Here is a 26,453-nt window from a genome sequence, read left to right as displayed (position 1 = left end):
GTATATATAATGACAAAGTATTTCGGAACAGATGGCGTCCGTGGGATTGCAAATAAAGAATTAACGCCCGAGCTTGCTTTTCAACTAGGCAGAATTGGCGGATATGTGTTAACAAAAGATGCACAGGAGCCGTCTCAAGTTCTTGTCGGTCGCGATACCCGCATTTCCGGACATTTGCTGGAAAACGCATTGATCGCAGGTCTGTTATCTGTGGGTGTCGAAGTGATGAGGCTCGGAATCATTAGCACGCCGGGGGTTGCGTATTTGACACGCGCGATGAATGCCCAGGCGGGTGTCATGATTTCCGCTTCCCATAATCCCGTAGAAGATAACGGCATCAAGTTTTTTGGAGCAGATGGGTTCAAATTGACGGATGAGCAGGAAGAGGAAATCGAATCCCTTTTGCATGAAGAGACGGATCGTCTGCCACGTCCGGTAGGTGCGGAAGTCGGCACAGTGACGGATTACTTTGAAGGCGGCCATAAATACATTCAATACTTGAAACAGACGGTCGACGAAGAGTTTACAGACCTTCATATCGCTCTCGATTGTGCGCATGGCGCAACTTCTTCATTGGCAACGCATGTCTTTGCCGATTTGGATGCAGACTTGACGACGATGGGTGCTTCACCGAATGGTTTAAATATTAATGACGGCGTCGGATCGACACATCCGGAAGGGCTCAGCCAGCTTGTTGTAGATAAAGGAGCCGATATCGGGCTTGCTTTTGACGGAGACGGCGACCGCCTTATTGCTGTCGATGAATTAGGACGGATCATTAATGGTGATCAAATCATGTTCATCATCGGGCGTCATCTTCAGTCGAAGGGCCGCTTGAAATCAGATACGATCGTTTCCACGATTATGAGCAACCTTGGTTTCTACAAAGCGCTTGAACAGCACGGTATGACGAGTGTCAAAACAGCTGTCGGCGACCGTTATGTCGTAGAGGAAATGAAAAAAGGGAATTATAATCTTGGTGGCGAGCAGTCGGGCCATATTATCTTCCTTGATTACAATACGACGGGAGACGGCCTCTTGACAGCCTTGCAACTCGTCAACATTATGAAAAGGACGGGAAGAAAGCTATCCGATCTCGCAAGCGAGATGACAATTTATCCGCAGGAGCTTGTAAACGTCCGCGTGACAGATAAAAACAAAGTGACCGAAAATGCAAAAGTCGCTGCAGTCATCAAGGAAGTTGAAGAGGAAATGGCGGGCAACGGCAGAGTGCTCGTCCGACCTTCTGGAACGGAGCCCCTTGTGCGCGTAATGGTCGAAGCGCCGGACCACGAGTCGTGTGAACGACATGTCAACCGTATCGCGGAAGTCGTTCGTGAAGAGATGGGAATAACTGAAGAATGATTATTTGAACCGGAAACTCGTAAATTGGAGTTTCCGGTTTTTTATTGGATTTTACTCATAAAAAAATCGCATCCTTGTCGGATGCGATTGAAAAACTTATTTAGAAAACGCGTTGGAATTTGTTACGGATGATGATCGCTGTTGAATTCAAGATGAACAGTGCCACAAGCAGAACGATAATCGTGGCGGCTGCAAGATTCGCATATTCAGCAACTAATGAAGCATCCAACGTCCAGTAGTAGATTTGCATCGGTAATACTGTGAAGCGGTCCATAATGCCTCCTGGGAACGGAATCAGCAATGCAGGAATGCCGATGACGACGAGGGGTGCTGTTTCACCGATTGCTCGAGAAAGGGCAAGAATCGCGCCCGTCAAAATTCCTGGAAGTGCTGCCGGCAAGATGACACGTTGGATCGTTTGCCATTTTGTCGCGCCTAACCCGTAAGCTGCCTCACTTAGGAAGAAAGGAATGGAACGGATTGCTTCCTGACTCGCAACGATAACGATTGGCAAAATCAAAAGAGACATCGCTAAACCACCGGCAAGGACGACGTTTCCAAGGTTCATCGCCCGTACAAATACCGTCATTCCAAGGATTCCGTAAACGATGGAAGGAACCCCCGCCAAATTGGAGATGTTCGTTTGAATGAAATCGAGTACGCGGCCTTTCTTTGCGTACATTTCCAAATAGATCGCCGTACCAACACCTAAAAACATCGTAACAGGGGCAACGACAAGCATCAGCCAAAACGTTCCGAGAATGGCTCCCATAATGCCCGCGCGCTCTGGTTGCGTCGATAATTTACCTGTGAGGAAATTCATATTGATTGACCCAATGCCGTCGGTAAAGACTTTACCGAGTAAGACGGCGAGAAAGAACAGCCCGAAAAAGGCGGCTAACATGAAAATGATTTTCGAAATATTATTTAAGACTAAGCGGAACTTCGTCCGTCGCATATGTTGATTTTCGTCTAGATGCTTCATATTAATATTCCTCCCTGAACTTCTTGGAAACAGCTCTAGCAAGAAGGTTCATAATGAGTGTGAAAACGAATAAAGTCATCGCTACAGCGTAAAGGCTATAATAGACCGTCGATCCTGCAGGTGCATCTCCACCGGTTACTTCGACGATATAAGCGGTCATCGTCTGCATCGACTGTGTAATGTCGAACGTGAAGTTTTTCGTACTACCGCTTGCGATTGTCACGATCATCGTTTCGCCAATCGCACGAGAAATACCGAGCACGAATGAAGCGATGATGCCGGAAAGAGCAGCGGGAATGACAACTTTACGTGTCACTTCAAGCTTCGTCGCACCTAATCCGTATGCCCCTTCACGCATTGCGCTTGGCACAGAGCTCATCGCATCTTCAGAAAGGGAAGCGATCATCGGAATGATCATGACACCCATGACTAAGCCCGGGCTAAGAATATTCGTTGCCTGTAGGCCAGGGATGAACTCGCGTAAAAGAGGCGTCACAAATGTAAAGGCAAAGAATCCGTAGACGATTGTCGGCACGCCAGCAAGCAATTCAAGAATCGGCTTAACCACTTTCCGTACTTTCGGTGATGCATATTCACTCAAGTAAATAGCCGCCATCAATCCGATTGGTGCGGCAACCAATAGTGCAATTACGGAAGAAGTAACAGTTCCCATCACTAGAGGAAGTACCCCGAATTCAGGGTTCTGGCTAAGCGGTCTCAATACGGTGCCCGTAAAGAAGTCGAGGAAAGGCACCCGTTTGAAAAACTCCACCGTTTCGGATAGCAGCGTCCAAATGATGCCAATAGTCGTTAGGACAGAAATAGAGGCGATAAGTGTGAGAAAGATGGGTATTAGCTTTTCAATCTTCCTTCTGGTCGAATTGCCGCGTTGGTTTTGGTCGATCATTGCACGGATATTCAATTTATCCTTCTTTGTCATTCCTTGGTTTATCATGAGAGGAACTCCTTCCAATAAAGGTACAAGAGGATGAGAGCTAGCAGCTCTCATCCCACTTTACTTATTATAGGCCTTCCAAGAAGCTGACGTTTTCTTGTACTTCAGATTCAGGAATTGGCGCAAAGCCTGTTTCACCAGCAAATTTATTAATATTGTTCATGACGTAAATAGCAAAGTCTTTAACTTGTGGCTTTTCTTTCGCATGGTTCACATTTAAGTATGTGAAGACCGGGCGAGTGAAGTCAGCATAAGCTCCATCTTCAGAGATTGTGTCAAGTGCAGGTGCAACTGGACCGTTTCCGAAGTCAACTGAAACTGCTTGAAGTTTGTCTTGGTTATTCACGTAGTAACCGAAACCGAAGAACGCGATACCGTTTTTATCTTCAGACACAAGGTTTACAAGTGTTGAGTACTCTTGTTGCAAGTTAACTGTGCTATCCATATCTTGCTTATCTAGAATTTTTTCATAGAAAAATTCGTATGTTCCGTGGTTTTCATTCGGTCCCATTGCATTGATCTTTTCATCTGGCCATTCTGGATTGATGTCAGACCATTTTTCAACAGTGCTATCTGCAAGGAAAATGCTAATCAATTCTTCAGGCGTCATTTCAGTTGCCCAATCGTTATCTTTATTAATAACGAATGTAAGACCGTCCAAAGCAACTTTCAATTCTTTTACTTCAATTCCAAGGTCTTTTGCTGCTGCTGCTTCTTCATCTTTAATGTTACGGGAAGCATCGTTGAAGTCAGTTCCGTTTTCAACTAGGAATTTTTTGAAACCAGCACTTGTACCAGCACGGCTTACTTCTACGGATACGTTCTCTTGTTCGCTAATCATATATTCTTCAGCAAGGCGGGCCATAAGCGGGTAAACTGTACCAGAACCGTCAATAACGACACTGCCTTCCAAATCTTTAACTTCTGCATCTTCTGCAGGAGCTGTAGTTTCACCTGAGGAACTTGTATTCGTCTTGTCGCCGTCTTTCTCATCGGCATCTGTACCACATGCTGCAAGGACAACTGCAAATGCAGCCATGATCATGAATAAAAGAAACTTATTGAACTTCATTGATAAATCCTCCCCTGATTGTATGTTCTAAAGTCGTGAGTAATTTGCCTCACAACTACATATTAAAGGGTTAATGTTAAGTAAGTATTGTTAAAATGTAAATGTATTGTAAATTGGATGTTTGCGAATAAATAAAAACCCGCTCTTGTAATGAGCGGGTTCATATATCCAAGCTTGGACACTAGCGGTTAAGCAGGAGTCCTCCGTATTTAATTAACCAAATCGACCGTTAATGTAGTCGTCTGTCAACTCATTTGAAGGGGTGTTGAAGATTGTATTCGTAAGATCTTCCTCAACGACTTCACCGTTCAAGAAAAATGCTGTGCGATCGGAAATACGAGCAGCTTGCTGCATATTATGTGTGACGATTGCGATTGTCACATCGTTCTTAATGGCGTGAATCAATTCTTCGATCTTATGTGTCGAAACCGGATCCAGTGCGGAAGTAGGTTCGTCCATCAAGATCACTTCTGGATCGATGGCGAGACATCTTGCAATACATAACCGCTGTTGCTGTCCGCCTGAAAGGCCGTATGCACTTTTATGGAGACGATCTTTCACTTCATCCCATAATGCAGCTTTTTTCAAGCTTTCTTCAACAATCATGTCAAGCGTCGCTTTGTTGCGGATGCCATGTACGCGTGGGCCGAATGCGATGTTTTCGTAAATTGATTTCGGGAATGGGTTCGGTTTTTGGAACACCATGCCGACTTTGGAACGAAGAATTTCTACCGGCATCGCTTTGCCTAAAATATCGTTCCCTTTAAACGTGACGTTACCGGAAATGTTAACATCGGCTGCAGTTTCCACCATCCGGTTCAATGTTTTGAGGAATGTTGATTTCCCACAGCCGGAAGGACCGATGATGGCAGTCACTTCACGCTCATTGATGGACAGGTCGACATTTTTCAAAGCGTGTGAAGTGCCATACCAAAGATTCAAGCCAGTTGCTTCGTATATCGGCTTTTGCCAATTTTCATTTCGCACGAGCGAAAGAGATTTATCTTTTATACGTTCATGTAGTAATGTCATTAGTAAATCCTCCTATTTGGAATGAGGCGTACTCATAGTGTACGAAAGGATTATTGAGGCAGTATGAACGTAATGTAAATATTTTGTAAAGGTTCGTGCTGTACAGTTAAGACGTTTTACATATTCCCTGCTTCTCGTAATGATAAACCGGTTTACGATTCTTTCTACTAAAAAAGGCCATCCGATTCGGATAGCCCTTTCATTCATTCAAAAATATAATGCAATGCCTTCACGGCTTGGTCTACAGTCTCAACCGTCGCATGCGCTTTGCGGGAAAGCTCCTTCAACGGGTGGTGATGCTGTTCGGATCGGATGAGGATAAGCGGCTTGCCGTATGCAACCGCTGCACTTGCATCCATCGCCGTATTCCATTGCTTGTATTGCTCACCGAAGAGGGCGATGACAAGATCGGCTTTCTTCATTAATAGTTCTGTCCGCAAATTATTGAAGCTGGAAGCAGCGGCATCCTTGAAGATCGCATTTGGCTGCTTGCCTAAAATTTCTTCGCCGATATTATCCGATCGGTCGTGATCCTCCATCGGCCCGACGAAATCGATCGGCAAATTCAAAGTGGCTACTTTCTGTTTCACCTCTTCCCGCCAAGACGTATGAATTTCACCTGCAAGATAAACGGTCAGTCTCATAGTAAAATCCCTCCCTGAAATGATGGTTCCATTATAGCATTCCCCCGAATTAGATTGCCCAACGTTGCACGAAAGTTTAGAATTAAGGTAAGTAAAGGGGGAGTCTGAATGAAAAAGATATGGCATAATGGGAAGCTCTATACAATGGAAAGAGAAGGGGAAACCGTTGAGGCGCTGCTAACGGAAAACGGCAAAATCATAGCGACAGGCTCATATGAAGACTTAAAAAATGAAGCAGATAGTGAAATTAACCTGAAAGGAGCTGTACTCTATCCAGGATTCATCGACAATCATATGCATATGATCGGGCACGGTACGAAATTGCTTAGCCTTGACTTCTCAAAAGCGAAGTCCTCGGATGAAATGATGGATATGATTTTGAACGCCCATCCTGATTTGAAGGAGGACGAGTGGTTCATCGGTGAAGGATGGAATGAAAACAATTTTCCGGATAAAAAAATCTTTACGCGTCATGACCTCGACCACGTGACAGACTCGCCGATGTTTCTGAAGCGAACGTGCAGACATGCAGCGATCGTCAATTCGAAGGCGCTTGAACTTGCGGGCATTACGAAAGATACGCCAGATCCGGACGATGGTGTCATCGAGCGAGATGAAAATGGAGAACCGACAGGGGTATTGAAGGAAGGCCCGATGGATCGTCTGATGCAACTTATTCCGGAACCGACGGAGGAGATGTTGACGAAAGCACTCGAGAAATCGGTCGACGATTTATTGTCAAAAGGATTAACGGGCGCGGTGACGGATGATCTCGGCTATTACGGAGATTACCGCAATCCATTGCAGGCGTTCAGAAATGTCATCGGTGAAAGAAAGAAATTCCGTGCGCATCTGTTGCGCCGCTCGACGGTGTTCACACAGTTAATGGAGGACAATGCAGAATATGATGAACCGTGGATCGAACCTGGGGAAATGAAATTCTTCGTCGACGGAGCGCTTGGCGGAAGCACCGCTTTGTTGAGCAAGCCGTATGCAGATAATCCATCCACTTCGGGTAACGCAGTTTTGACAGATGAAGAGATTGAGAGGAATGTAGCGACTGCCCGAAAATACGGGCAAGCTGTCGCGATGCATATGATCGGAGACGGTGCAGTTGAAAAAGGATTGGACGCGATTGAGCGCCACCCTGCTCCAGAAGGGAAGCGCGACCGCCTCATCCACGTGAATGTGCTGCGGGACGACTTGGTGGAACGGATGAAGAAGCTTCCGGTCGTCTTGGACATCCAGCCCGTTTTCGTATCGTCCGATTTTCCGTGGGTGATGGACCGTTTAGGGGAAGAGCGCTTGGACTGGGCGTATGCATGGAAGCGGCTCATTGACGAAGGATTCATTTGCGGCGCAGGCTCGGATGCGCCGATCGAAGAAGTTGATCCGTTGCTCGGCATTTACGCTGCAGTGACGAGGAGAAAACCGGAGGAGACACATGAAGGGTACTTGCCGAAAGAAAAGCTGAGCGTGTTCGAGGCAGTCGGTTTATTCACATCCGGAGCTGCAGCGACGATTGGGAAGGCGGATTCGCGCGGGAAGCTTGGTGTCGGATATGACGCGGACTTTACTGTTTTGGATAAGGATCTGTTTGAAGTGAGTGAAAGTGAGATCCTTGATGCTACTGTTGTTATGACGGTAGTTGCAGGAGAAGTCATGTATCAAATTCAAGGTTGATAAGGGACATTTCTTCTAATGAAGGGGGATAGGGGATGCGGAGACTTTTACCGGGAGTTGTATGTTTGGCAGTCGTACTTGTCGGTTGTTCGAATCAGTCAAACGGAGAAATGACTGAAGAAATTGAGGAACTGAAAAAGCAAATTGAGCAGATTTCATTGGAAAATGAATCCCTAGTAAAGACGATAGAGGAACAAAAGGCAGCGCTCGAATTGGTTGTAACGGAAACATCGGATGAAACACCGATTTATTCGAACGATGATTATGCTATGATCCTAGCAAAAGAAATTGAACAGTATCCACAAACGCTATATAAGAAGACCACTTTGGACATTGACGGGGATGGCGAAGAAGAAGAAATCGAATTGCATGTGAATGCAGGAAAAACGGAGAATGGCCTTTTTGCATGGGACGATGGACAGACCTGGCTGTTGGTCGTAAAAGACGGTGAGGAAACCTTTCCGCTTTTTGATGATTTTGTTCAGTTAGGTTCAATAGATTTCAGTACTGCAAGGTTTGATCGAAAGCCGGGTATCGTGATGATGATGCGGTCGCATTCTGACAGAATAGTACAGAGATTCACATACGATAAAGATGAGAATGGATATGAGAAAGTAACTTTTTATAAGAAAGAGAATACAGCCAATAACGATAATCAGCCTGCCTCTTATGCCTTTTTCAAGGATGCATTCAACTTATTGAAAACGGCTTTTACAACTAAAACGGTACCGGTTCTAGAAGCCGGTGAGGAGACTCTTCAGGACTCTCAGGAGAGAATGGAGCTCATTTATCCAATCTTAGATGATGTTTATAATGCATGGCGATTGTTAGAAATGGTTGCAGAACTGAATCGAGAGCTGGATGTCTCTTTAGATGGCGCGATTGACTTGCTTCACCAAATGGTTAATCAGCCGCCAACCGACGAGCAAATGAAACAGTTACAATCAATACACGATGTGTTCAAAAGTGGAACAGGTGACTTGATCATTGAAGAGGAAAATCAAATTCATCCAGATCTCAAGGAGAAGCTTCGAAGTATCAACTTTCATTAATAAATATCCAAATTACAACAGTGGGAAACATGCTTCCCACTGTTTGTTTTGGTAAAGGAGCAAAGGGGAGAAATGTATGAACTATATATCTGATATGAGAAAGCTGATTGGTAATGAAACTCTATTTACAGTTGGCTGTGGGGTGATTATTGAAAAAGAAGGATGTATTTTACTCCAACACCGTACGGATGAAGATAATTGGTGTATTCCTGGCGGCGTAATGGAGATTGGAGAATCTTTCGAGCAAACAGCCATGAGAGAGGTTTTTGAGGAGACGGGATTAGAAATCGATGACCTTAAGCTATTTGGTATTTATTCTGGCGAGAGTTGTTTTGTTCAATATCCTAATGGAGATAAAGCGTACAGTGTACAAATCATTTTTACGACAAATACATTTGGTGGTGTATTAGAACAGCAAGGCATTGAAAGTAGGGAGCATCGATTTTTCAGGAGAGAAGCTTTGCCTGAAAACTTGAATCCACGCCAAAAACAATTTATCGTCCATTGGGCGGAAAGAAGAGTGTTGCCTGTAATCAGCTAATGCCACAAATTCTATATAGGAGAATGATTATGATACAGTCACTTATATTCGATATGGACGGAACACTTTTTCAGACAGATAGAATCTTGGAATTAGCGCTCGATGATACGTTTGAACATTTACGGTCAAAGGATAAATGGAGTAGCGCCACACCTATTGAGAAATACCGTGAAATTATGGGTGTTCCGTTACCGCAAGTGTGGGAAACATTAATGCCTGATCATTCAACAGAAGAAAGGGACCTGACAGATAAGTATTTTCTTGAAAGGTTACTTGAAAATATCAGAAACGGGAATGGCGCATTATATCCCAATGTAAAGGAAGTCTTCACGTATATAAAAGAGAAGAATTGCTCGATCTACATAGCAAGCAATGGGCTCATTGATTACCTCGAAGCAATTGTGAGTCATTATCGCATGGACCAATGGGTAACGGAAACTTTTAGTATCGAGCAAATTTATTCATTAAACAAATCACACTTAGTCCGGGGCATTGTACAAAAATATGGCATTACGAATGGAGCGGTAGTTGGTGATCGACTATCGGATATAAACGCAGCGAAAGAGAACGGGTTACTTGCAATTGGATGCAACTTTGACTTCGCGCGAGATGAAGAACTTGCTCAGGCGGATGTCGTGATTGACGACTTACTAGAGTTGAAAAAGATCATAGGTGAGGAAAGTTAGGAGTGTAAACGAAATGATAGATTTAAGTCACAAACCGCTTATCGAAGGGGAGAAAGTTATCCTCAGACCTTTCCAGGATGGAGACTTTCCTTTTATAGAGGAATGCTTACAAGACCCTGAAGTATTAAAACTGACAGGCAGTAGTTCGGATTTTGATTGGAAATACATGCTCCATTGGTACAATACAAGGAATGAACAAACAGATCGCCTGGATCTTGCGATAGTTGACTCTTCTCTAGGCATCCTCGTGGGCGAGGCAGTGGTGAATTTATACGATGAAAAAACTCATAACATGAATTTCAGAATACTTATCGGGCCGAGGGGAAGGAATCGGGGATTAGGAACGGAAGCCACTCAACTAACTATCGATTATCTATTTACTACCACGACACTTAACGTGATAACGTTAAGTGTGTTTGACTTCAATCCGAGGGCGAAGCACGTTTATGAAAAGATAGGCTTTGTAGTAGAGAGTGTGGACGAAAAGGACTTTGAGTTTGAAGGGGAATGGATTGATTCGATTAATATGAAATTGACGAGAGAAGATTGGTTGAATAGAGGAAGTGTTTAATCGCTTTGTGTCCTGATAACTTGTTGAATGAAATTGAGGATTGACCGGTTATCAGGCGGTTGCAGAACTATATAGACTTCTGTCAAATGAATTACAGTAACCCATTATAAATGTGATGATGAAAAAGAAACAGAGCATGCCGATTTGGCGGTTGCTCTGCTTAGCTTATCAATATACATAATGGAATAACTCATAAGGTATTACTCCGCAATCCCGGTAATGATTCCTTCAATCTCTTCAATCGGCAAAGGACCGAACTCTCGGCTATCGTAACCCCGCCACCATTGATCAACGAGAATGAACACTGCATTTTCCTTTACAGTAACGGACGCCATGTTCATGTTGAAATATTCTCTCGTTGACTTCTCATTTCCAATCGCGCTGCGTGGCGTCTTAATGAAATACTCCTCCTCGTCCAAGCCGTGCATCGTCGCTTTCCCATAAAACGTATCAAGCTTCTTCCCGTCTATATAAACTTGGCCTCCGTTAATTTCGACCGTTTCACCGGGCAATCCGATGACTCTCCCAATATACATTTCAGGAACTGCGGGATTTTTGGTAATAAGCGAAGGTGGTGTATGATAGTAAACCGGTTGGCCCCGCTGTAGCTCATCGAAATCAGTTGAAACGACAAGTTGCCCGTGCTCATGTGTTTCGAAATCATGATTTCCTCTATCCATCGAATCGGATCCCCATTCAATCAAAAATGTATGTTCCGTCTGCGGTGCGGTTCCTAATCGTTCAGGTGTTACTTCATCTGTGATCACTTCCGCAAAATCCAAATATAAACTAGTTGAATACTCAATACCGTCTTCACCAATATATTTTCTTGGTGCAACTTTGGTTAGGGTATAAGTAAATTCTGTCTCACCTTTTACTTCAATTGTATAAGCATCCTCGTTCTTTGTTACACTGTAATCTTTATATTTTCCAGGAATTAGTTTCGTATCAGTGATTGTAATATACTTTTTGAATTTTTCTTCAGAAAAAGTATCACCGGATGTAGAATACGGAGTTATATCTTCTATAAACAGCGTTTCGTTGTGGAAATAAATAGTGAATTGTGTATTGCTAGTAGTGCTTGTTTGCTGTACGTAAAATCCATCCAAGTCAGATGTAACGTCATAGTTACTTTGCATATCTTTGCCGTTAAGTAGAAAGAAGGCAGCAGAAATGATAGAAAGTAAAAGGATAAATGAAACTATAGTTGGTATCCAGGTTTGATTCCTACCCTTTTTTCTATAGCTATTCTCTTGAAAAATCTTATAATGAGCCCTTTCTTTTTGTGCGTGTGAAGGTTTAAACTTCTGAATAAGATTCTCCAATTCCTTCGTTATGCGATCATCGGATAAGTGTTTCACTTGTAACCCCTCCTTTTTCTAATTCCTGTTTGAAAGCAGTAAGCGCCCTCGACAAGCTCATCTTCACTTTTCCTTCTGACCAATTAAGAATGACTGACGATTCTTTTGTCGAGAACCCTTGGATCTTTCTCAAGATGATTACGTTTTGGTAACTTGGCTTCAGTTGGCGGAGCGCTTCGTAAAACTGTTTTTGTTGTAAATTTAGGAGCACAATGTCTTCTGAGGATTGTTCGTGCTTGGAACTATGTGTATGGAGATCAAGGAAATACGTAATTGGATTCTTCTTTCTGAAATAACTCATCGTCGTCGTGTAGGCGATACGGAAAATCCATGTCTTGACGAGGGAATCACCCTTGAATTGATGTTCACTCTTAATAACCTTGATAAACGTCTCTTGGGACAAGTCTTCAGCTACTTGGGGATCTTTCGCGAGCATAAGGATGTAACTGTAGACGGCATCATAATAGTCATCGAACCATACTTCACTGGACATATCGTCACCTCGCTTGTTACTTACTTAGACGCTATCTAGGAGAATCGGTAACGGCTTTATAGTAAGATTAAGGAAAATCATTAAATAGATAGAGAGGCAAGAGGGATGAGGGGAATTATGTTTCAAATAAGAATTATATACGGCAAGCAGTTGGCAGATCTCTTAGTGGATATCGTCGACCCGACGTGGGTGTGGTCCATCGATCCGGTCGAATCGTATAAAGTAGAGAACGACACCTTGGCAGATCCGCTTTTTTCGGAAGCAGTTATGGATGGTCCTGGGTTTTTGGAATTTATAGATACACACGTCCATTATCTCATATTTGCAGACTTGAAGGCTTTCCCGGTACGGAAAAATATCGTCCAAGTGAAAAACTATGAAGACTTTATGCGCAGTGATTGCCAGCTGGCATTTCTATTAATCGATTCTGTGTACACGCACATTCTAGCTAAAGATGAAGAGGTGATCCGCAAACTTGGTGAACGTGCTCGGTCGAAAGGCTTCACGGGAATCGAGTCCCTGACGGATGAAAGGGTGAGCGGAATGCTTCTGACGGTTTGGGGATAGGGGGCAGCTGTTCATTCAGAAGCCTGGAACGATCACGACAAAAACGGCTGCCTATCCTACCCAGGCAGCCGTTATATTTATTCATTCGCCAAGCAACGGAACTCTCCATTGTTCTTCAACAGGATAATAACTTGTCATTGAAACAAGATACAACGTGAGCTCCTCTGGAACTTCTTCCAAACTATCCAACCGCAAGTCTAATGTTGCGATATGTCGGCCGTTTTTGTCTTTTTCATCCAAGATGGAGCTGCCGAAATTGGCAAGGTAGCTGTTTCCTTCGCCGTCGACAGCAATCCAGTTTCCTAAGTCGGCGTCTAGAGAATCTGTACCGCCTTCCATTTTGATGACGACGGAACGTTCTTTTCCGAAAAGTGGTTTTTTCACACTTTTAATCGTTAAGTGAGTCCCTTTATAGTCAAATGAAACGGGATGCTTTTTTATGTCTTTCGGTTTTATTGTTAGGGAAAGGTCTGTAGGCTCCTTTTTATAGACACCATTCAATACAAAAGTTAGTTGCTCTTCATTTTTTGGAACGAATGAATGGATCCACGCGGTGCCCCCCGACATATTCAGATCGTCGCCTGAACCTTGCAGCATGCCTGCAGTATCTGAATTGGTATCTCGCGCTGTTGAATAAATCACTTTCCCTTCAGCATTTTCAATATGGTATTCAATTGCGGAGTTGTTACCGAATACAAGATTATCCAGGCTGCTTTTTCCGAACTTCTCCTCGAACTCGCGTATTGCCTCTTCAGTCTTTTCCCGTTCTTCTTTTGTGAATGCCGTCTCGAAATACAATTCCATGGAAGAAGGAGCCATTTGTAGCTTCTTCAAATCAATTTCTACACCGTGATGGACAGCTGTTGCATCTTTCAAATCTGCCATTTTTGTCAGCTTACGGTTTTCATGCAAATCGACAGGGACCTGTAACTTCCAGTTGCCTTTCACTCCATTCAGTTCGACAAGGTTGAATTGGATCGTCAGTTCTTCTACATTGTCCTGATCGCGAAGCGAGAACTCGATGTACCCATAGTCGCTTCCATGTTGCCAACTTGTTCCCAATCGATCCAGTACATTGCCATTTTGATCAATGGCCGTGATGGTATTATTGGAATCCGCTATGTCTAAATACGTATCTTGCGGTTTTCCGTTTTTATTCAACACTTTATAGGAAAGAGTGACCCTTGAGGAATCGGCGATGACATCTTCCACGAAGAACGTCAGTCCCTGATCTTCGACTTGTAAATCTACCCTTTGTATTAACCCAGCCTCCGCAGCTAAATTCAACCCTTCATCGACTTGGTCGGTTGAAAATAGACCGCCAATAAATTGTGCGAAACTTGGGTTGACGGTTGCCCCAATGCCGACCGCCAAAACGATGCCGGCAGCGGCAATTCCAACCCGTTTCCAAGCAGCCTTGCGTCTATAGTTGCGAGCCTTCCCATATGGCTCTAACTGATCTAAGACAAGATCAGTGAAATTCTCAGGCAATGTAGGTGTCTGCAACGTTTCTTCAATGAAATGCTGTTCCTCTTGAAATGCATTCACAACTCTTCCACAGGAAGTGCATGACTGTACATGCGCTTCAATTTCAGCCATCTCCTGTTTAGGTAGCATCTGATCTACAAATTGCGATAGTTTATCCGCCGTTGGACAGTTCATGAAAATAGCCTCCTTCACGTTTCACGGTTTCTCTCATCTTTTTCTTAGCCCGATGCAGTTTGTTGCGGACTGTCGACAGGGGAACGCCTACAATTTCGCCAATTTCCTCGTAACTGATTTCATTGACAAAACGGAGAAGTATGATGAGCCGTTCGTCTTCAGGCAACGTGGCAATCAACCGTTCCAATTGCCGACTCTTTTCTTTCTTTAAGAAAACCACTTCCGGATGTTCACGATTGACCACTTTCGTCTCGTCTATTTCTACTTGGATTGTCGTATTGCTTTTTTTGCGGAACTCATCCATGCAATGATTTATGGCTACTCGGTAGAGCCAGCCGGAAAATGAGCCGCTTGCGTCATACTTTTCGAGATTGCGGTACACTTTGATGAATGCATCTTGGACGAGATCTTGCGCATCTTGCGGGTTTTTCGTCATTCGCAAAATGGTCGCAAATAATTGGTTTTTGTATTTATTAATGATGTGTGCATAGGCTTGTTTGTCGCCCGCTAACACTTGCTGTATCCAAAGCTGCTCTTGTTCCATAGTAACCTCCTTACTGAAACGGACATGCGCATGTCTTTTTGTGTTTCATTCAGTATAACGGGTTTACTCACAGGAAAATTTCATTTTTAAGAAGTTTTGTTGTGGATTGTTTACGTAATGAGTGTAAATCGGGACGAGTCGGTGATAACTCCTTGAGCCAGAGTGAAATAGACGTAACATGCACGGCCGATTCGCTCGCTATCACTCGTCCTGCTATAATGGAGTCATAAACATAGTCAGGAATCTGATGTTTCTCAAGAAGGGAGGGCCTTACCGTGGCATTCGAGAAGGAAGTGGAACAGAGGAAGCCGGTGGAAGTAGTTGAACATTTGCATTCCCCGGTTGTTGAGGCGTTGTCTCTCATGGCGGCTGTAATGGATGGGAAGAAAAATGAATATACTGAAGTCGACGGGATGAACGTTATGGATGAGTTATCGGACGGAGCGAAGGACTTCATTGCCACGTGGCCAAGAACCCTCGGCTTAGGATTTTCTCCATTGCTCAATTTTTTGTTGCCATCTCCTTATTTTCATGACGCTCGGGAATTTGTGGATGCGATCGACCGATTAAGCGATGCGGCGTATGTATACGATTTCTTCTCCGAATATATTCCGTTGCCGCAAGTCGAAGCGTTGTTGGAATCTCCAACCTCTTTAATGACATATGAGGATACGATTCTTTGGGATACGGATGAAAAAAAGGAGACCGTCATCGAATTCTTTACGAATTTGGGAGAGTACCGACGCGGATTTTCGTCCCTTCTACTTGAAATCGATTCGTCGAACTTCTTTCAACGAGCGTTGAATGAAAAAAAGAAGATGGTGGAAAAGGCGATGCAGGAAGTGCAGTCCATTTCCATGGAGCCCCTTGCACTTGCTCAATACGTCATGGGCAAGTCGTTCAGACGTACAAGCCAATATAAAATGTTCTATTTCATACCGTCTATTTATAGTTCGATTGCACGGATCCGACTTTTCAATCGTGAAGTTTGCATCGTCATCTACGGGTGTACTGTACCGTTGTCAGATGTGATGGACAAAAGCAAAGAGCTGGAATCACAGCTGAAAGTGTTGGCTGATGGGAATCGTTTGCGGATGTTGCGCCTATTATCGGGCCAGCGGGAATACGGGGCTAAAATTGCCGAGTACTTAGGCATTACGACTGCCACGGTTTCCCATCATCTTGAGCTATTGAAAAAAGCGGGCTTGGTGCAAGAAGAAAAAGTCGGTACGATTAAATATTTCACATGTGATAAAGAGAAGGTTGACCAGCTGTTGACTGGCGTAAGGACATTTTTAGGGACATAACATATAGCGTTGTAAGAAGAACGTGGCCATAGAGGCCGCGTTTTTTTGTTTTCATAGATTGACAAATAGACATAATATAATACAATCATCTAATAAGATGGTTATCTAATATCGGGAGGGAATTGTATGGGGGAAACTGTCATCACGGTATCCAATGTAAGACGGGTATATAAGACTGAAACGGGTTTTTTGAAGAAGACAAAGAAGGAAGTCGAGGCGTTAAAGGGTATTTCATTTTCAATCAACAAAGGAGAAATCTTCGGTTTGCTCGGTCCGAATGGGGCGGGGAAAACGACGATGATTAAGCTGTTGACGACAATGCTTATCCCTGATTCGGGAACGATCTCCATATTGGGGATGGACCCTGTATCGCAACATATGAAAGTACGTCCTCATATCAATTTCATCTTAGGCGGGGAGCGAAATCTGTATTGGCGTTTATCCGCCTATGATAATCTTGCTTACTTTGCAGATTTATATAAAGTTCCGCGGCATGAACAAAAGAACCGCATTTTGGAATTGCTTGAGCTCGTTGGGCTTGAAGATGTAGCTCAACAACGTGTTGAGACCTTCTCTAAAGGGATGAAACAACGTCTCCAAATCGCAAGAGGACTCATTAATCGCCCTCAAATTCTTTTCCTTGATGAACCTTCCATTGGGCTGGATCCTGTCAGTGCGAGGGGCCTTCGTGATATTTTATTGAAATTAAATGAACAAGGAACGACGATTTTGCTGACGACCCACTATATGTATGAGGCGGATGAGCTGTGCGACCGGATTGCATTTATTGACAAAGGGGAACTGATCACGGTGGATACGCCGGAGAATATGAAACGGCAAACAGCCGGGGTGTCAATCATCGAATGCAAGCTGACTGGCGTGGATGCTAGTATAATTGATGAATTTTCGCGTCTGCCGCATGTCCGTCATGTAAAGCATGAACAGAATGACATCATGACGACTGTCCGTCTGCAAACCGAGATGCCGCAAGCCGTCATTCCCGAGATCTATCGTCTGGTGGATGAGACAAAGATTTCGGATCTAGCGATCATGCAGCCGACTCTTGAGGACGTCTACGTGCAACTTGTTGGGGGGTATGCGCAATGATGCGTGCTTTGCTTCATTCGGTCAAAGTGCAGATGGGCTTGTCAATTGCTCGCCCTATGTTCAAATTCATTATTATCGTGAATCCATTGTTTTTATCTACGTTGGCGTTTTTCATTTACGGAAGTTCTTCTCCTGAACGAATATTTCATTATGTCGTGCTTGGATCAGGCTTCATGGCGCTTTGGTCTTCCATCGTTTATTCGTCGGCAAGCGACGTGCAACGTGAGCGTTTTTACGGGACGTTAGAGCTTTTGTTTGTAGCACCTGTCCCGTTCGCTGCCATCCTGATCGGGAAGATTATCGGCAATATGGTTTGGGGTTTGATTTCCATGGTGATTGCATTTCTCTCTCTCGTGCTATTGTTCCGGATTGAGGTGCCAGCCGTGCAACCTTTGTTGTTTTTCGGTTCGTTCGTATTCGTACTGCTCGCCATTTCGGTCTTTTCCTTTTTCCTATCGCTTGCGTTTACGCTCTCTCGCCAGACGAATGCATTAATGAACTTCATCGAATACCCAATCTATCTCATTTGCGGATTTCTATTCCCAATCGCGATCCTGCCTGACTGGGTGAAGCCGATTTCCTATCTGTTGCCGCCAACTTGGGCGATTGAGTTGCTGCGAAAGGCGACAGATGAGAACGCAACGTTTTCTGTAGTGGCAATGCCTTTATTCGCATTGACTGCGCTTGTGTTGATTTACATTGCAATTGGTTATGTCTGCTACCGAGCTGTTGAAAACAAAGCCCGCATTAACGGGAAATTGGGGGTGTATTGAGATGGAGGCGGTACAACGATTTTTCCGGCATAGTGTCTTATCTTATAAGGCATTGTTCGGCTGGCTCGATCCGAAAGTGTATTTGTTCGTAATGGTATTGAATCCGTTAAGTCAGCTACTCTTTTTCGCAGTTCTCGTGAATTATGTGTATGGAGGGGAAGGACTCGCCGGTTATATCGCGGCGAATGCGTTGCTGCTTTGTGTGATGAATGCAGTTTTCGGCATGATGTCCGTCATTACATCGGATCGGGGAATGGGGACGCTCCAGCTCGTCATGAGCACTCCTTCAAGCAAAGCGCCGCTTTTCATCTCCAGATCACTCGCCCATGTGCTAAACGGCGTGTTCACTGCTGCACTTGGGCTCGTATTCGGCATACTGTTATTTGGGCTATCCATTTCATTCGACGCTCTTCTGTCTTTATTCGTCATTTGGCTCGTCTCTATCTTTTCCGCCTGCGGACTAGGGTTAATTATCGCGACGTTTTGTTTGTGGTCGCCTTCGATGCATTTATGGTCCAACTTGCTTGCGAGCCTGTTGCTTTTGTTAAGCGGCGCAAATTATCCTCTTTCCGTCATGCCGGGATGGTTGGAACAACTTGCGTCTTTTATTCCATTAACGCGAGGGGTTCGATTAACAAAGGACATCGTTAACAATGGTGATTACTCACAAATGACGACATTGTTGGGTCAGGAGTTCTTGTTAGGGTGCGTGTTTTTCGCAATCAGTCTGTTATTGATCGTCTACGCGGAATACTTGGCGCGTGTCAAAGGGACGATGGATTTGGAATAGGATTGTTAGAGTCCTTGATGGGATATCCCACTAAGGGCTTTTTTTATGGGTGGGAAGTATTTGCAATGTGGTAAACTGAAGGAAATTAACTTGAGAGGAAGCGAAACAATGGACGGACGTAATCGAAGTGATGTGAAGCCAGGAATGAAAGTTGCTGTTATTTTGAAAAAGGATCAGCGGACAGGCGTAAAGACGGAAGGGATTGTCAAGGATTTATTGACGAATTCAAGCTTTCATCCGCATGGGATAAAAGTGCGGCTAGAAGACGGACAAGTTGGTCGGGTAAGCGATATTTTAGAGTGAACTGCCGATAGTCAGGGGGATGGTGTTGATCATATGACGTTCATATTAGAAGCCGTTCAAGTCAGTAAGGAGATTGCTGGGCGGTTAATCCTTCAAGATATTTCTTTATCATGTTCCAACAACACCAAGCTATTAATCCGCGGCAAGAACGGGTCAGGGAAAAGCACATTGCTTAAAATGCTGGCCGGCATTACTGAACCGACGAGCGGACAAATAGTAAGAAGCGCACAAAAAATTGGCTATGTGCCAGAGCATTTTCCGGAGAGTCTACGATTTACGCTGAAAGAGTATTTATTGCTCGTTTCATCTTTTCAAGGCGGCTCAAAAGCATCTATTGAAAATGAAATATCGAAGTACATCGAGCTATTCGGTTTGGAGGCGTTTCTCGATACGTCCCTTAAAGCATGTTCAAAAGGAACAAAGCAAAAAGTAGGGATCATCCAGGCGCTTTTAATGAAACCTGATCTCCTTTTATTGGATGAACCGCTTACAGGGTTAGATGCAGAATCCCAGCAGGTTCTCATCGAATTGCTAAATGAAGCACAAACCCCAATCATCTTCACTTCCCATGAGGAAGCCCTCATTCGTAATGTGGCGAAGGAGATTTTTCAGATTGAAACTGGAGAAATCACGGTTCAATCGATGAAAGCAGTCCCGAAAAAGAGAATCCGTGTTGCATTTCATAGAAGGGAAGATGTGAAAGATCTCCCGGTCAGTCAACAAGAGTTCGATGGGAATGTCGCAGTTTTCACAGTTGAAGGGAATGCAAGTGACGAGGTGCTGCGGAATCTGTTACAGAAAAACTGCTCCATTTTAGAAGTAAGGGAGTTGACGTAGTGGTTAGGGGGTTTATTCGCTATCAAATCAGTAGTTATATTCGATCGCTGACGTTCATACCACCGCTCACATTATTCGTCGGCTGGATTATTCTGTTTTACACATACCGCGGCGTTCCAATCATGAGCAGCTATGCGATCACTTGCATTTCACTCTATTTAGTCATGACGTGGGTGGCAATGAGCGTTTTTTCATTGGAAGGGGAAAGTGAGAAGGATTTACTCTTTGTTCAACTGCCTAGTAAAAGAGATTATTTATGGGGGAAATGGGTTGTTTGTTTACTCAGTGCATCCATTTTAGCGTTCGTGGCAATTGTGTATCCATTGGTGATCAATAGTTTCAAAGAGACGGCTGGACTCCTTCATATAAGCGTAGCGGTATTTGGTCACCTTTCTTTCGCGGTCTTCGGTATTATCGTAGGTTCGTTCTTTTCCAATACAAAAGTGGAATCAAAGAAATTCACATGGCTATCATCAATGTTGGTCATCGCGATTTCAATTGCCGGAGAAGGCATTGTCGAGAAAGCGGCAATCCTCAAATGGGTACTTCTCCTGTTCCCGCCAGTAGGGCAAACGCTTCTTCACTTTACAGATGAAGCTTTGTATATTGGTAGGAACTTTTGGTTGGATACCGCTTGGGTTGTGTTCTATTCCTTTATTTGTTCTTTCGTCATAACCCAGATGTTTTATCGGAAATGGCGGTAGTAGATATAGGTAGATTATCTCTAAAAGGTGCCCGACAGATTCTTTCTGTTCGGCACCTTTAATTTAGTTACTCCGCCAACATCTTCGTGGGCTTATCGATGAATTTGAAATAAGGAACTGTAATACCAATTATTGAGAAAGCTACGATGATTGCGCCGATCATTATATACAATGGACGAATTCCCCAAAGTTCACTGAGAATCCCGCTCGTAAGTATTCCGAGGGGCATAGCAGTTCGGATAATCGCTAACCGGACGGACATGACACTACCCATCAGTTGATTTGGAATGAGCTGTTGGCAAATCGACAAGTTATGGATACTGAATATGGCCATGACAACTCCAGCGAGGATTTCGAAGAGTATTGCTAAAAGGATGGTTTGCGTCACTCCTAAAGCAATGAATGTACATCCGCCAATCACAAGAGAGCCTAACATCAACTTTCTTCTACTTATTATAGGTAGTTTACCAACAATGAAGGATCCGATAACATAGCCAAGTGGAAAGCCGGCCATAAAAAGACCGTACTCTTGATAATTTCCTTTTAATACATCCGTAATATAAGGTAGATTAATGACCATCGTCACACCAACACCAAATTGAACAAAGGCTAGAAAAAATCCCAACCATACAATTGTTCGCTGTCGAAAGAAATATTGAATCCCTTCCTGAAACTGGGCAATCCATGTTTTGCGAATTACTTTAGCTGTTCTTTTTTCATTTACACATAATAAAGTGAAGCCACTCGCTGTCAGTAAAATGCAGACGATGGTTAATGTAGGACGTACGCCGATCGATTCGATAAAAATCCCGCCTAAAATAGGAGCTGAGAATAGCATGAGTCTGGTCGTACCGTCTAGAAAAGCATTTGCAGAAGGAAGCTGTTCTTGTGCAACGATTGTTGGTGTAATTGCCTGACTTGCTGGAACGTAAAGGGGTGTTATCAATCCAATGACGACCTGTACCACGTAAATATGCCAGACTTCTATCATGCCCAATGAGAGGATTGCAAGAGGCATAAGAAAGATGACAGCCCTTGTCCATTGAGAAAAAACCATGATCCATTTCCTGCTCCACTTGTCGATAAAAGGTCCGCTAACAAGTTGCAAAAGAATAGAAGGTATGAAGTAAAGCAGCCACATGCTTCCTAACGCCATCTTTGATCCGGTTAGCTCATACACTAATACAGAATTGCAAAAAGTTCCGAAAGCTCCACCTAATTCGGAAACTGCGCTGCCTGCCCATAAAGCCACGAAGCCTCTACTTTTCAATAAAGTGTTGCTTTCCATTTTCACTTTCATTGATTGAAATAAAGTTCCAGCTCTTTAGATAAAGAAGCGATGGAATTTCCCTTCAGTGTATATTTAGATGATTTAATGCCAACCAGGGAAGCAGCTCGCAACAATTTTAGATGATGATGGGCAGTCGACTTACCAACATCAAGTTCCTCCGTGATTTCCTTAAGGGTGCAATCCTTTTCAGATAACAATTTCAACATGCGAAGCCGCACCTCATCTCCTAATGCTTTGTACTTTTGAATCAAAAGGAAATCAGGGAGATATCGATCATCAGGGTGGATGCTCGTATTAGCGATCGGGTAGTAGAATACTTTTGTACCCTCAATATCTGAGACAATCGTCCACGGCCTATAGGTCATCTGGGGAATCAATAAAACCCTATAAACACTTGGTTCAGGAATATATTCCGTCCCATTTGTTACCCAAGCAACAAATTCCTCGGCACTCAGTTCTTCCTTCATTGCCTTTTTTTCTGCTATGTCACGTTCAAGCATACCTACTAATTTTTCAGACCGCGGTAGAATGACATTTTGAAACCAAAGAGTCATAACATTTCGAAGATGACTTTTTAATTCCTCCTCGTCCACACCATGGATAAATTCAATATAGGCAGGAAAGAAACTGTTGTCCTTCGTAACTTCTTTTAATTGACGCACTGCGTCCACTTTGCCTTGGGAAGCTTGTCTTCTTATTTCTTGTAGATGATCGCCTACATAGGGAAAGCAGTAATAAGATAATTCTTCAAATGAGAGCTGTTGAATAAAATCTATAAAATCGGCAATATCATCTCCTTCGAATACATGTAAAAGCTGTAATAAACTTTTCCAAGTATTATTTTTCTCTACATATTCAAGTTCAGTTTTTAAAACTACAGGGAAATCATTTGTTATTCTCTCAAATTCGTTCTCTTTCTCCAACGTATCCAGTAGTGGCGTATTGGTAATAGCAGCAATGCCTAGTGCGCATTCCCATAGTAAAGAATACTCAAATTCCACTTGATATGACTCTCTTTTTCTTCCTGTGATTGATAGTGTATTCAAAGTTTCATCAGCTCCTTGTACAGTAGCATAACGAAGACAATGAATTTATTCAATAATTATCGAACTTAAAGTTCAATAATTACTGAATAATTGAGAGCAATCGTTTTCATTTTGCTCTATGTTTTTACTAAGAACTCACGGCTAAAGTAGACAATCCTAAGAGAATAGATATTTTATTAAATTCAAAATAATGTATACTGAACGAAAGAGGGAGTACGAGGAGGGAATGGCTTGAAAACTTTTTGGGGCGTACTATTTGTGCTATTCATTATGGCATTGCTTTTCCCGCTAGCTGCAATCGGGGCACTAACTGCATATTTCACTGGGATGGACTATCTCATTCCATTCATTGCCGCTGCGTATGTAATGATTGGGGCATTTGTTGTCATGATGCGTTTCGAGTTGGACCGATTCAAAAAGTTTTTCATCATCGGCTCGTCCGTGGTAGTCGTTATCACGCTTATCTACGCAGCGCCAGGGATTTACGACAAAACGAGGCCGGTCATCGCGGATGGCCAAGTCGATCTCTATGAATATCAGCCGTTTGCCAAGAAATCAAAGGCTGTTTCTCTCGATAAGCCAGCATCCTACAAAATTGAAGATAATCTACCGATCATCGACGGGGCGACGGCTCTTTATCCAATTTACGCGGCATTCGCGCAAGCCGTTTATCCCGAGAAAGACTACGATCCGTATGGCAGCGAAGTGATGTCCTATCGGACGGGAGAAGCTTATATGAATTTAATTAACGGAAAAGCGGACATTATCTTCGTTTTGGGTCCATCAAAAACACAGCTGAATCAAGCGGAAAGCGCGGGGAAGGAATTAAAACTGACGCCGATCGGGAAAGAGGCATTCGTCTTTTTCGTCAATGCCAAAAACCCGGTGGAGAGCTTAACGGAGGATGAAATTAAAGGGATTTACTCCGGCAAAATTACAAACTGGAAAGACGTCGGTGGGAAGAATGATGAAATTCGAGCATTCCAACGTCCTGAAGGTAGTGGCAGTCAAACAGCTTTGCAGGAGTTCATGGGGCTAACGCCGATCATGAAGCCGCCGACAGAAGATATTGCTTCCCTTATGGGAACGATCATTGGAGAAGTGTCTAACTATAAAAATCATAATAATGCGATTGGCTACACATTCAGATACTATTCGACCCAAATGGTGAAAAACAATAAGATCCGTCTGCTGGCCGTAAATGGTGTTGAGCCGACTGTCGACACGATTCGTTCGGGAGAATACCCGATTACGAATGAATTTTATGCCGTGACGGCAGGAAGCGATAACCCGCACGTCGAAGCGTTCATTGAATGGATTTTGTCGGATGAAGGACAGAAAATTATTGAGAAGACAGGGTATGTGCCTGTCGGAAAATGAATAGGAACGGAGAGTGGGATCATGACTTTTATGAAAGCACTAGGAATTGAGCACCCAATCATCCAAGCCCCAATGGCGGGTGTTACAACACCGGAATTTGTGGCGGCTAGTGCGGATGCAGGGATATTGGGATCCATCGGGGCAGGCTATTTATCCGCAGAAGCAACTCGTGATTTCATTCGTGAAGTGAAAAAGCTTACGGATAAGCCGTTTGCCGTCAATCTATTCGTTCCGGAACAGACCGAAATGGAACAAGAGCAGTTGCGACAAGCCTATTTTGCATTGCAGCCGATCGGCAAAAAGCTCGGCATGCCGTTTTGGAAGGCACCGTTATCTGAGCCGTCATTTGACGGGCAGATTGACGTGATCATTGAAGAGGAAGTTGCCGTGTGCTCCTTCACATTCGGCTTGCCTGACGAAACGGTTATCCAGAAATTAAAGGAGCATAATGTTTACTTGATCGGCACCGCGACGACAGTCGAAGAAGCGGTCTTAGTCGAACAAGCAGGAATGGATGCAGTCGTTGCACAAGGAAAAGAAGCGGGAGGACATCGTGGTTCGTTCCTCGGCGAACAGCTTGTCCCGCTCGAAGAATTACTGCCTTCCATCGTCGAGGCTATTGGGATTCCAGTCATTGCGGCTGGTGGAATCGCTAACGGGGAGCATCTACGCCATCAACTCTCCCGCGGAGCAGCAGCCGTCCAAATCGGAACAGCATTATTAGCTACAGAAGAAAGCGGAGCGCATCCTCTGTATAAGCAAGCGGTCATAGATGCAACTGAAAACAACACCGTGCTAACGAAAGCATTCTCCGGTAAATCGGCACGAGGTATCCGCAATGAATTCATCGAAATGATGGAAGGTTTCCCGATCGCACCTTATCCATACCAAAACGATTTGACGAAAAAGATCCGAAGTGAAGCCGCTGCGCAAAGTCGTCCTGAATTTATGTCGCTTTGGGCGGGAGAACGCGTGCAGGACACGGTCGGCGGAACAGTGAAGGAGATTGTGGAGAAGTTTCTTGGAGATGGAGGGTGAAAGTGAAAAGAATACTACTAGCGGTTTTTTTAAGTGTTCTGTTAGTTGGATGTTCAGTTGGAAATGAAGAGTTGGATTCTAAACCAGCTTTAAACAAAGAATTTATTGATAAACATGCGGAAGCAGGTCTATCAAAAAGTGAAGTAGAAGAAATCTTCGGCATGGATTATTTCTCTGGAGAAGGCGATTTTGAGGCGAATGAAGTATGGGTATACGACAAGGTTAAAGATAACTTTGAGTATGAAAAGAGTACACAAATCGTTCCGTTTGATGCTATCCGAGAAGGAAATGTCGAGTATCAGCTATATATAAATTTTGTTGAGAATGAAGCAATTATGTACCTGCTTATTTACAGGGGAGAAGACGGCGGACTTTGGCAATATCAAGTTAATCCTGATGGCACAAAACAAGAGTATAAAATGTAAAGCGCTAAGCGGTATTAGCAACTTCCTTCTTTTGTTTTCTTCTAAAAAAGAAACGCCATATGTAATACAGCGTCCAAGCAATTGCTGGAATTAGATTTATATAAGGGTTCGCAATTTCTGTAAAAAGGATAAGTAACACTGATGCAGTTATAGATGGAACCATAATATAGATCCATACTCTAACTTCCTTGTTTTTAAAGCTTAGATCAAATCGGTCATCCATTGTAACTCACCCCTAG

At 43.7% G+C, this 26,453-nt stretch carries 29 protein-coding genes; 17 read left to right on the top strand and 12 right to left on the bottom strand.

What is annotated here, in order from left to right:
- Positions 1-9 precede the first annotated feature (9 nt).
- A complete protein-coding gene (gene glmM, locus MHZ92_RS03845; protein ID WP_239430224.1) occupies positions 10-1,365 on the top strand; it encodes a phosphoglucosamine mutase in 1,356 nt (451 codons plus the stop codon).
- 100 nt (positions 1,366-1,465) lie between these two features.
- Here the strand turns inward: glmM and pstA are convergent, their stop codons facing one another.
- The 5 genes from pstA to MHZ92_RS03820 all read right to left on the bottom strand — a co-directional run bounded on the left by pstA (position 1,466) and on the right by MHZ92_RS03820 (position 6,053).
- Positions 1,466-2,350 carry a phosphate ABC transporter permease PstA gene (gene pstA / locus MHZ92_RS03840; RefSeq protein ID WP_239430223.1) on the bottom strand — a complete coding sequence of 295 codons (885 nt, stop codon included), beginning with the start codon at positions 2,348-2,350 and terminating at the stop codon, positions 1,466-1,468.
- 1 nt (position 2,351) lies between these two features.
- Complete coding sequence (gene pstC, locus MHZ92_RS03835) at positions 2,352-3,257, bottom strand: phosphate ABC transporter permease subunit PstC (RefSeq protein ID WP_370644620.1); 906 nt, start codon at positions 3,255-3,257, stop codon at positions 2,352-2,354.
- Between the two features lie 115 nt (positions 3,258-3,372).
- Positions 3,373-4,377: a PstS family phosphate ABC transporter substrate-binding protein gene (locus tag MHZ92_RS03830; RefSeq protein WP_239430221.1), complete on the bottom strand. Its 1,005-nt coding sequence runs from the start codon at positions 4,375-4,377 to the stop codon at positions 3,373-3,375.
- A 213-nt stretch (positions 4,378-4,590) separates the two neighbouring features.
- Positions 4,591-5,409 (bottom strand): phosphate ABC transporter ATP-binding protein PstB, encoded by an 819-nt coding sequence (gene pstB / locus MHZ92_RS03825; RefSeq protein ID WP_239430220.1) that lies wholly within the window; start codon positions 5,407-5,409, stop codon positions 4,591-4,593.
- Positions 5,410-5,612: 203 nt separating this feature from the next.
- Positions 5,613-6,053: a YtoQ family protein gene (locus MHZ92_RS03820; RefSeq protein WP_239430219.1), complete on the bottom strand. Its 441-nt coding sequence runs from the start codon at positions 6,051-6,053 to the stop codon at positions 5,613-5,615.
- A gap of 108 nt (positions 6,054-6,161) precedes the next feature.
- On the opposite strand from MHZ92_RS03820, the gene MHZ92_RS03815 reads away from it, so the two are divergent.
- From MHZ92_RS03815 to MHZ92_RS03795, 5 genes are all read left to right on the top strand, one after another.
- On the top strand, positions 6,162-7,736 hold the full coding sequence (locus MHZ92_RS03815; protein WP_239430218.1) for an amidohydrolase: 1,575 nt from the start codon (positions 6,162-6,164) through the stop codon (positions 7,734-7,736).
- A 35-nt stretch (positions 7,737-7,771) separates the two neighbouring features.
- Entirely contained in the window at positions 7,772-8,788 is a 1,017-nt protein-coding gene (locus MHZ92_RS03810) for a hypothetical protein (RefSeq protein ID WP_239430217.1), read from the top strand.
- Positions 8,789-8,864: 76 nt separating this feature from the next.
- Entirely contained in the window at positions 8,865-9,329 is a 465-nt protein-coding gene (locus MHZ92_RS03805) for an NUDIX hydrolase (RefSeq protein ID WP_239430216.1), read from the top strand.
- A gap of 29 nt (positions 9,330-9,358) precedes the next feature.
- Positions 9,359-10,015: an HAD hydrolase-like protein gene (locus tag MHZ92_RS03800; protein ID WP_239430215.1), complete on the top strand. Its 657-nt coding sequence runs from the start codon at positions 9,359-9,361 to the stop codon at positions 10,013-10,015.
- A 13-nt stretch (positions 10,016-10,028) separates the two neighbouring features.
- A complete protein-coding gene (locus MHZ92_RS03795) occupies positions 10,029-10,586 on the top strand; it encodes a GNAT family N-acetyltransferase (protein WP_239430214.1) in 558 nt (185 codons plus the stop codon).
- Between the two features lie 200 nt (positions 10,587-10,786).
- On the opposite strand, the gene lepB is transcribed toward MHZ92_RS03795, so the two are convergent.
- Together lepB and MHZ92_RS03785 are read right to left on the bottom strand one after the other, a co-directional pair.
- The gene (gene lepB / locus MHZ92_RS21555; RefSeq protein ID WP_239430213.1) at positions 10,787-11,947 is read right to left on the bottom strand and encodes a signal peptidase I; all 1,161 of its coding nucleotides are present in this window, start codon (positions 11,945-11,947) and stop codon (positions 10,787-10,789) included.
- Entirely contained in the window at positions 11,928-12,440 is a 513-nt protein-coding gene (locus tag MHZ92_RS03785) for an RNA polymerase sigma factor (protein WP_239430212.1), read from the bottom strand. The genes lepB and MHZ92_RS03785 overlap by 20 nt, the downstream gene beginning before the upstream one ends.
- A gap of 117 nt (positions 12,441-12,557) precedes the next feature.
- On the opposite strand from MHZ92_RS03785, the gene MHZ92_RS03780 reads away from it, so the two are divergent.
- On the top strand, positions 12,558-13,007 hold the full coding sequence (locus MHZ92_RS03780; protein ID WP_239430211.1) for a DUF2691 family protein: 450 nt from the start codon (positions 12,558-12,560) through the stop codon (positions 13,005-13,007).
- Between the two features lie 81 nt (positions 13,008-13,088).
- Here the strand turns inward: MHZ92_RS03780 and MHZ92_RS03775 are convergent, their stop codons facing one another.
- Both MHZ92_RS03775 and MHZ92_RS03770 read right to left on the bottom strand, forming a co-directional pair.
- On the bottom strand, positions 13,089-14,669 hold the full coding sequence (locus MHZ92_RS03775) for a DUF4179 domain-containing protein (RefSeq protein WP_239430210.1): 1,581 nt from the start codon (positions 14,667-14,669) through the stop codon (positions 13,089-13,091).
- Positions 14,647-15,213, bottom strand: coding sequence for an RNA polymerase sigma factor (locus MHZ92_RS03770; RefSeq protein ID WP_239430209.1), 567 nt, complete (start codon positions 15,211-15,213; stop codon positions 14,647-14,649). Before MHZ92_RS03770 ends, MHZ92_RS03775 begins: the two co-directional genes overlap by 23 nt.
- Positions 15,214-15,488: 275 nt before the next feature.
- Between MHZ92_RS03770 and MHZ92_RS21550 the strand changes: the two genes are divergently transcribed.
- The 7 genes from MHZ92_RS21550 to MHZ92_RS03735 all read left to right on the top strand — a co-directional run bounded on the left by MHZ92_RS21550 (position 15,489) and on the right by MHZ92_RS03735 (position 21,034).
- Positions 15,489-16,520 (top strand): ArsR/SmtB family transcription factor, encoded by a 1,032-nt coding sequence (locus tag MHZ92_RS21550; RefSeq protein ID WP_239430208.1) that lies wholly within the window; start codon positions 15,489-15,491, stop codon positions 16,518-16,520.
- Positions 16,521-16,646: 126 nt separating this feature from the next.
- The gene (locus MHZ92_RS03760; RefSeq protein ID WP_239430207.1) at positions 16,647-17,627 is read left to right on the top strand and encodes an ABC transporter ATP-binding protein; all 981 of its coding nucleotides are present in this window, start codon (positions 16,647-16,649) and stop codon (positions 17,625-17,627) included.
- On the top strand, positions 17,624-18,400 hold the full coding sequence (locus MHZ92_RS03755) for an ABC transporter permease (protein WP_239430206.1): 777 nt from the start codon (positions 17,624-17,626) through the stop codon (positions 18,398-18,400). The genes MHZ92_RS03760 and MHZ92_RS03755 overlap by 4 nt, the downstream gene beginning before the upstream one ends.
- A 1-nt stretch (position 18,401) precedes the next feature.
- Positions 18,402-19,190, top strand: coding sequence for an ABC transporter permease (locus MHZ92_RS03750; RefSeq protein WP_239430205.1), 789 nt, complete (start codon positions 18,402-18,404; stop codon positions 19,188-19,190).
- A gap of 108 nt (positions 19,191-19,298) precedes the next feature.
- Positions 19,299-19,493, top strand: coding sequence for a YwbE family protein (locus tag MHZ92_RS03745; RefSeq protein WP_239430497.1), 195 nt, complete (start codon positions 19,299-19,301; stop codon positions 19,491-19,493).
- A 33-nt stretch (positions 19,494-19,526) separates the two neighbouring features.
- The gene (locus tag MHZ92_RS03740) at positions 19,527-20,330 is read left to right on the top strand and encodes an ATP-binding cassette domain-containing protein (RefSeq protein ID WP_239430204.1); all 804 of its coding nucleotides are present in this window, start codon (positions 19,527-19,529) and stop codon (positions 20,328-20,330) included.
- Positions 20,330-21,034 (top strand): ABC transporter permease, encoded by a 705-nt coding sequence (locus tag MHZ92_RS03735; RefSeq protein WP_239430203.1) that lies wholly within the window; start codon positions 20,330-20,332, stop codon positions 21,032-21,034. Before MHZ92_RS03740 ends, MHZ92_RS03735 begins: the two co-directional genes overlap by 1 nt.
- A gap of 67 nt (positions 21,035-21,101) precedes the next feature.
- Here MHZ92_RS03735 and MHZ92_RS03730 read toward each other — a convergent pair whose 3' ends face one another.
- Positions 21,102-22,322 (bottom strand): MFS transporter, encoded by a 1,221-nt coding sequence (locus MHZ92_RS03730; protein ID WP_239430496.1) that lies wholly within the window; start codon positions 22,320-22,322, stop codon positions 21,102-21,104.
- An 8-nt stretch (positions 22,323-22,330) separates the two neighbouring features.
- Positions 22,331-23,371 (bottom strand): ArsR/SmtB family transcription factor, encoded by a 1,041-nt coding sequence (locus MHZ92_RS03725; RefSeq protein WP_239430202.1) that lies wholly within the window; start codon positions 23,369-23,371, stop codon positions 22,331-22,333.
- Between the two features lie 231 nt (positions 23,372-23,602).
- Between MHZ92_RS03725 and MHZ92_RS03720 the strand changes: the two genes are divergently transcribed.
- The 3 genes from MHZ92_RS03720 to MHZ92_RS03710 are packed head-to-tail and all read left to right on the top strand — an operon-like array spanning position 23,603 to position 26,214.
- On the top strand, positions 23,603-24,751 hold the full coding sequence (locus tag MHZ92_RS03720) for a PstS family phosphate ABC transporter substrate-binding protein (protein WP_239430201.1): 1,149 nt from the start codon (positions 23,603-23,605) through the stop codon (positions 24,749-24,751).
- A gap of 21 nt (positions 24,752-24,772) precedes the next feature.
- Positions 24,773-25,789: an NAD(P)H-dependent flavin oxidoreductase gene (locus tag MHZ92_RS03715; protein WP_239430200.1), complete on the top strand. Its 1,017-nt coding sequence runs from the start codon at positions 24,773-24,775 to the stop codon at positions 25,787-25,789.
- 2 nt (positions 25,790-25,791) lie between these two features.
- The gene (locus tag MHZ92_RS03710) at positions 25,792-26,214 is read left to right on the top strand and encodes a PhoU family transcriptional regulator (RefSeq protein ID WP_239430199.1); all 423 of its coding nucleotides are present in this window, start codon (positions 25,792-25,794) and stop codon (positions 26,212-26,214) included.
- A gap of 4 nt (positions 26,215-26,218) precedes the next feature.
- Here MHZ92_RS03710 and MHZ92_RS03705 read toward each other — a convergent pair whose 3' ends face one another.
- On the bottom strand, positions 26,219-26,437 hold the full coding sequence (locus tag MHZ92_RS03705; RefSeq protein ID WP_239430198.1) for a hypothetical protein: 219 nt from the start codon (positions 26,435-26,437) through the stop codon (positions 26,219-26,221).
- Positions 26,438-26,453: the final 16 nt, after the last annotated feature.

The sequence above is a fragment of the Sporosarcina sp. ACRSL genome (genome assembly GCF_022346605.1).
Lineage (GTDB): Bacteria > Bacillota > Bacilli > Bacillales_A > Planococcaceae > Sporosarcina.
This window is presented reverse-complemented; position numbering and strand designations above follow the sequence as displayed.

What these genes read in the sequence shown, in the direction of transcription:
- MHZ92_RS03830 (WP_239430221.1), bottom strand. Translation starts at nt 4,377, where the DNA reads ATGAAGTTCAATAAGTTTCTTTTATTCATGATCATGGCTGCATTTGCA.
- MHZ92_RS03785 (WP_239430212.1), bottom strand. Translation starts at nt 12,440, where the DNA reads ATGTCCAGTGAAGTATGGTTCGATGACTATTATGATGCCGTCTACAGT.
- MHZ92_RS03715 (WP_239430200.1), top strand. Translation starts at nt 24,773, where the DNA reads ATGACTTTTATGAAAGCACTAGGAATTGAGCACCCAATCATCCAAGCC.
- pstB (WP_239430220.1), bottom strand. Translation starts at nt 5,409, where the DNA reads ATGACATTACTACATGAACGTATAAAAGATAAATCTCTTTCGCTCGTG.
- MHZ92_RS03705 (WP_239430198.1), bottom strand. Translation starts at nt 26,437, where the DNA reads ATGGATGACCGATTTGATCTAAGCTTTAAAAACAAGGAAGTTAGAGTA.
- MHZ92_RS03775 (WP_239430210.1), bottom strand. Translation starts at nt 14,669, where the DNA reads ATGAACTGTCCAACGGCGGATAAACTATCGCAATTTGTAGATCAGATG.
- MHZ92_RS03805 (WP_239430216.1), top strand. Translation starts at nt 8,865, where the DNA reads ATGAACTATATATCTGATATGAGAAAGCTGATTGGTAATGAAACTCTA.
- MHZ92_RS03730 (WP_239430496.1), bottom strand. Translation starts at nt 22,322, where the DNA reads ATGGAAAGCAACACTTTATTGAAAAGTAGAGGCTTCGTGGCTTTATGG.
- pstA (WP_239430223.1), bottom strand. Translation starts at nt 2,350, where the DNA reads ATGAAGCATCTAGACGAAAATCAACATATGCGACGGACGAAGTTCCGC.
- MHZ92_RS03820 (WP_239430219.1), bottom strand. Translation starts at nt 6,053, where the DNA reads ATGAGACTGACCGTTTATCTTGCAGGTGAAATTCATACGTCTTGGCGG.
- MHZ92_RS03760 (WP_239430207.1), top strand. Translation starts at nt 16,647, where the DNA reads ATGGGGGAAACTGTCATCACGGTATCCAATGTAAGACGGGTATATAAG.
- MHZ92_RS03810 (WP_239430217.1), top strand. Translation starts at nt 7,772, where the DNA reads ATGCGGAGACTTTTACCGGGAGTTGTATGTTTGGCAGTCGTACTTGTC.
- MHZ92_RS03795 (WP_239430214.1), top strand. Translation starts at nt 10,029, where the DNA reads ATGATAGATTTAAGTCACAAACCGCTTATCGAAGGGGAGAAAGTTATC.
- MHZ92_RS03815 (WP_239430218.1), top strand. Translation starts at nt 6,162, where the DNA reads ATGAAAAAGATATGGCATAATGGGAAGCTCTATACAATGGAAAGAGAA.
- MHZ92_RS03755 (WP_239430206.1), top strand. Translation starts at nt 17,624, where the DNA reads ATGATGCGTGCTTTGCTTCATTCGGTCAAAGTGCAGATGGGCTTGTCA.
- MHZ92_RS03780 (WP_239430211.1), top strand. Translation starts at nt 12,558, where the DNA reads ATGTTTCAAATAAGAATTATATACGGCAAGCAGTTGGCAGATCTCTTA.
- glmM (WP_239430224.1), top strand. Translation starts at nt 10, where the DNA reads ATGACAAAGTATTTCGGAACAGATGGCGTCCGTGGGATTGCAAATAAA.
- MHZ92_RS03745 (WP_239430497.1), top strand. Translation starts at nt 19,299, where the DNA reads ATGGACGGACGTAATCGAAGTGATGTGAAGCCAGGAATGAAAGTTGCT.
- MHZ92_RS03800 (WP_239430215.1), top strand. Translation starts at nt 9,359, where the DNA reads ATGATACAGTCACTTATATTCGATATGGACGGAACACTTTTTCAGACA.
- MHZ92_RS03750 (WP_239430205.1), top strand. Translation starts at nt 18,402, where the DNA reads ATGGAGGCGGTACAACGATTTTTCCGGCATAGTGTCTTATCTTATAAG.
- pstC (WP_370644620.1), bottom strand. Translation starts at nt 3,257, where the DNA reads ATGATCGACCAAAACCAACGCGGCAATTCGACCAGAAGGAAGATTGAA.
- MHZ92_RS03740 (WP_239430204.1), top strand. Translation starts at nt 19,527, where the DNA reads ATGACGTTCATATTAGAAGCCGTTCAAGTCAGTAAGGAGATTGCTGGG.
- MHZ92_RS03770 (WP_239430209.1), bottom strand. Translation starts at nt 15,213, where the DNA reads ATGGAACAAGAGCAGCTTTGGATACAGCAAGTGTTAGCGGGCGACAAA.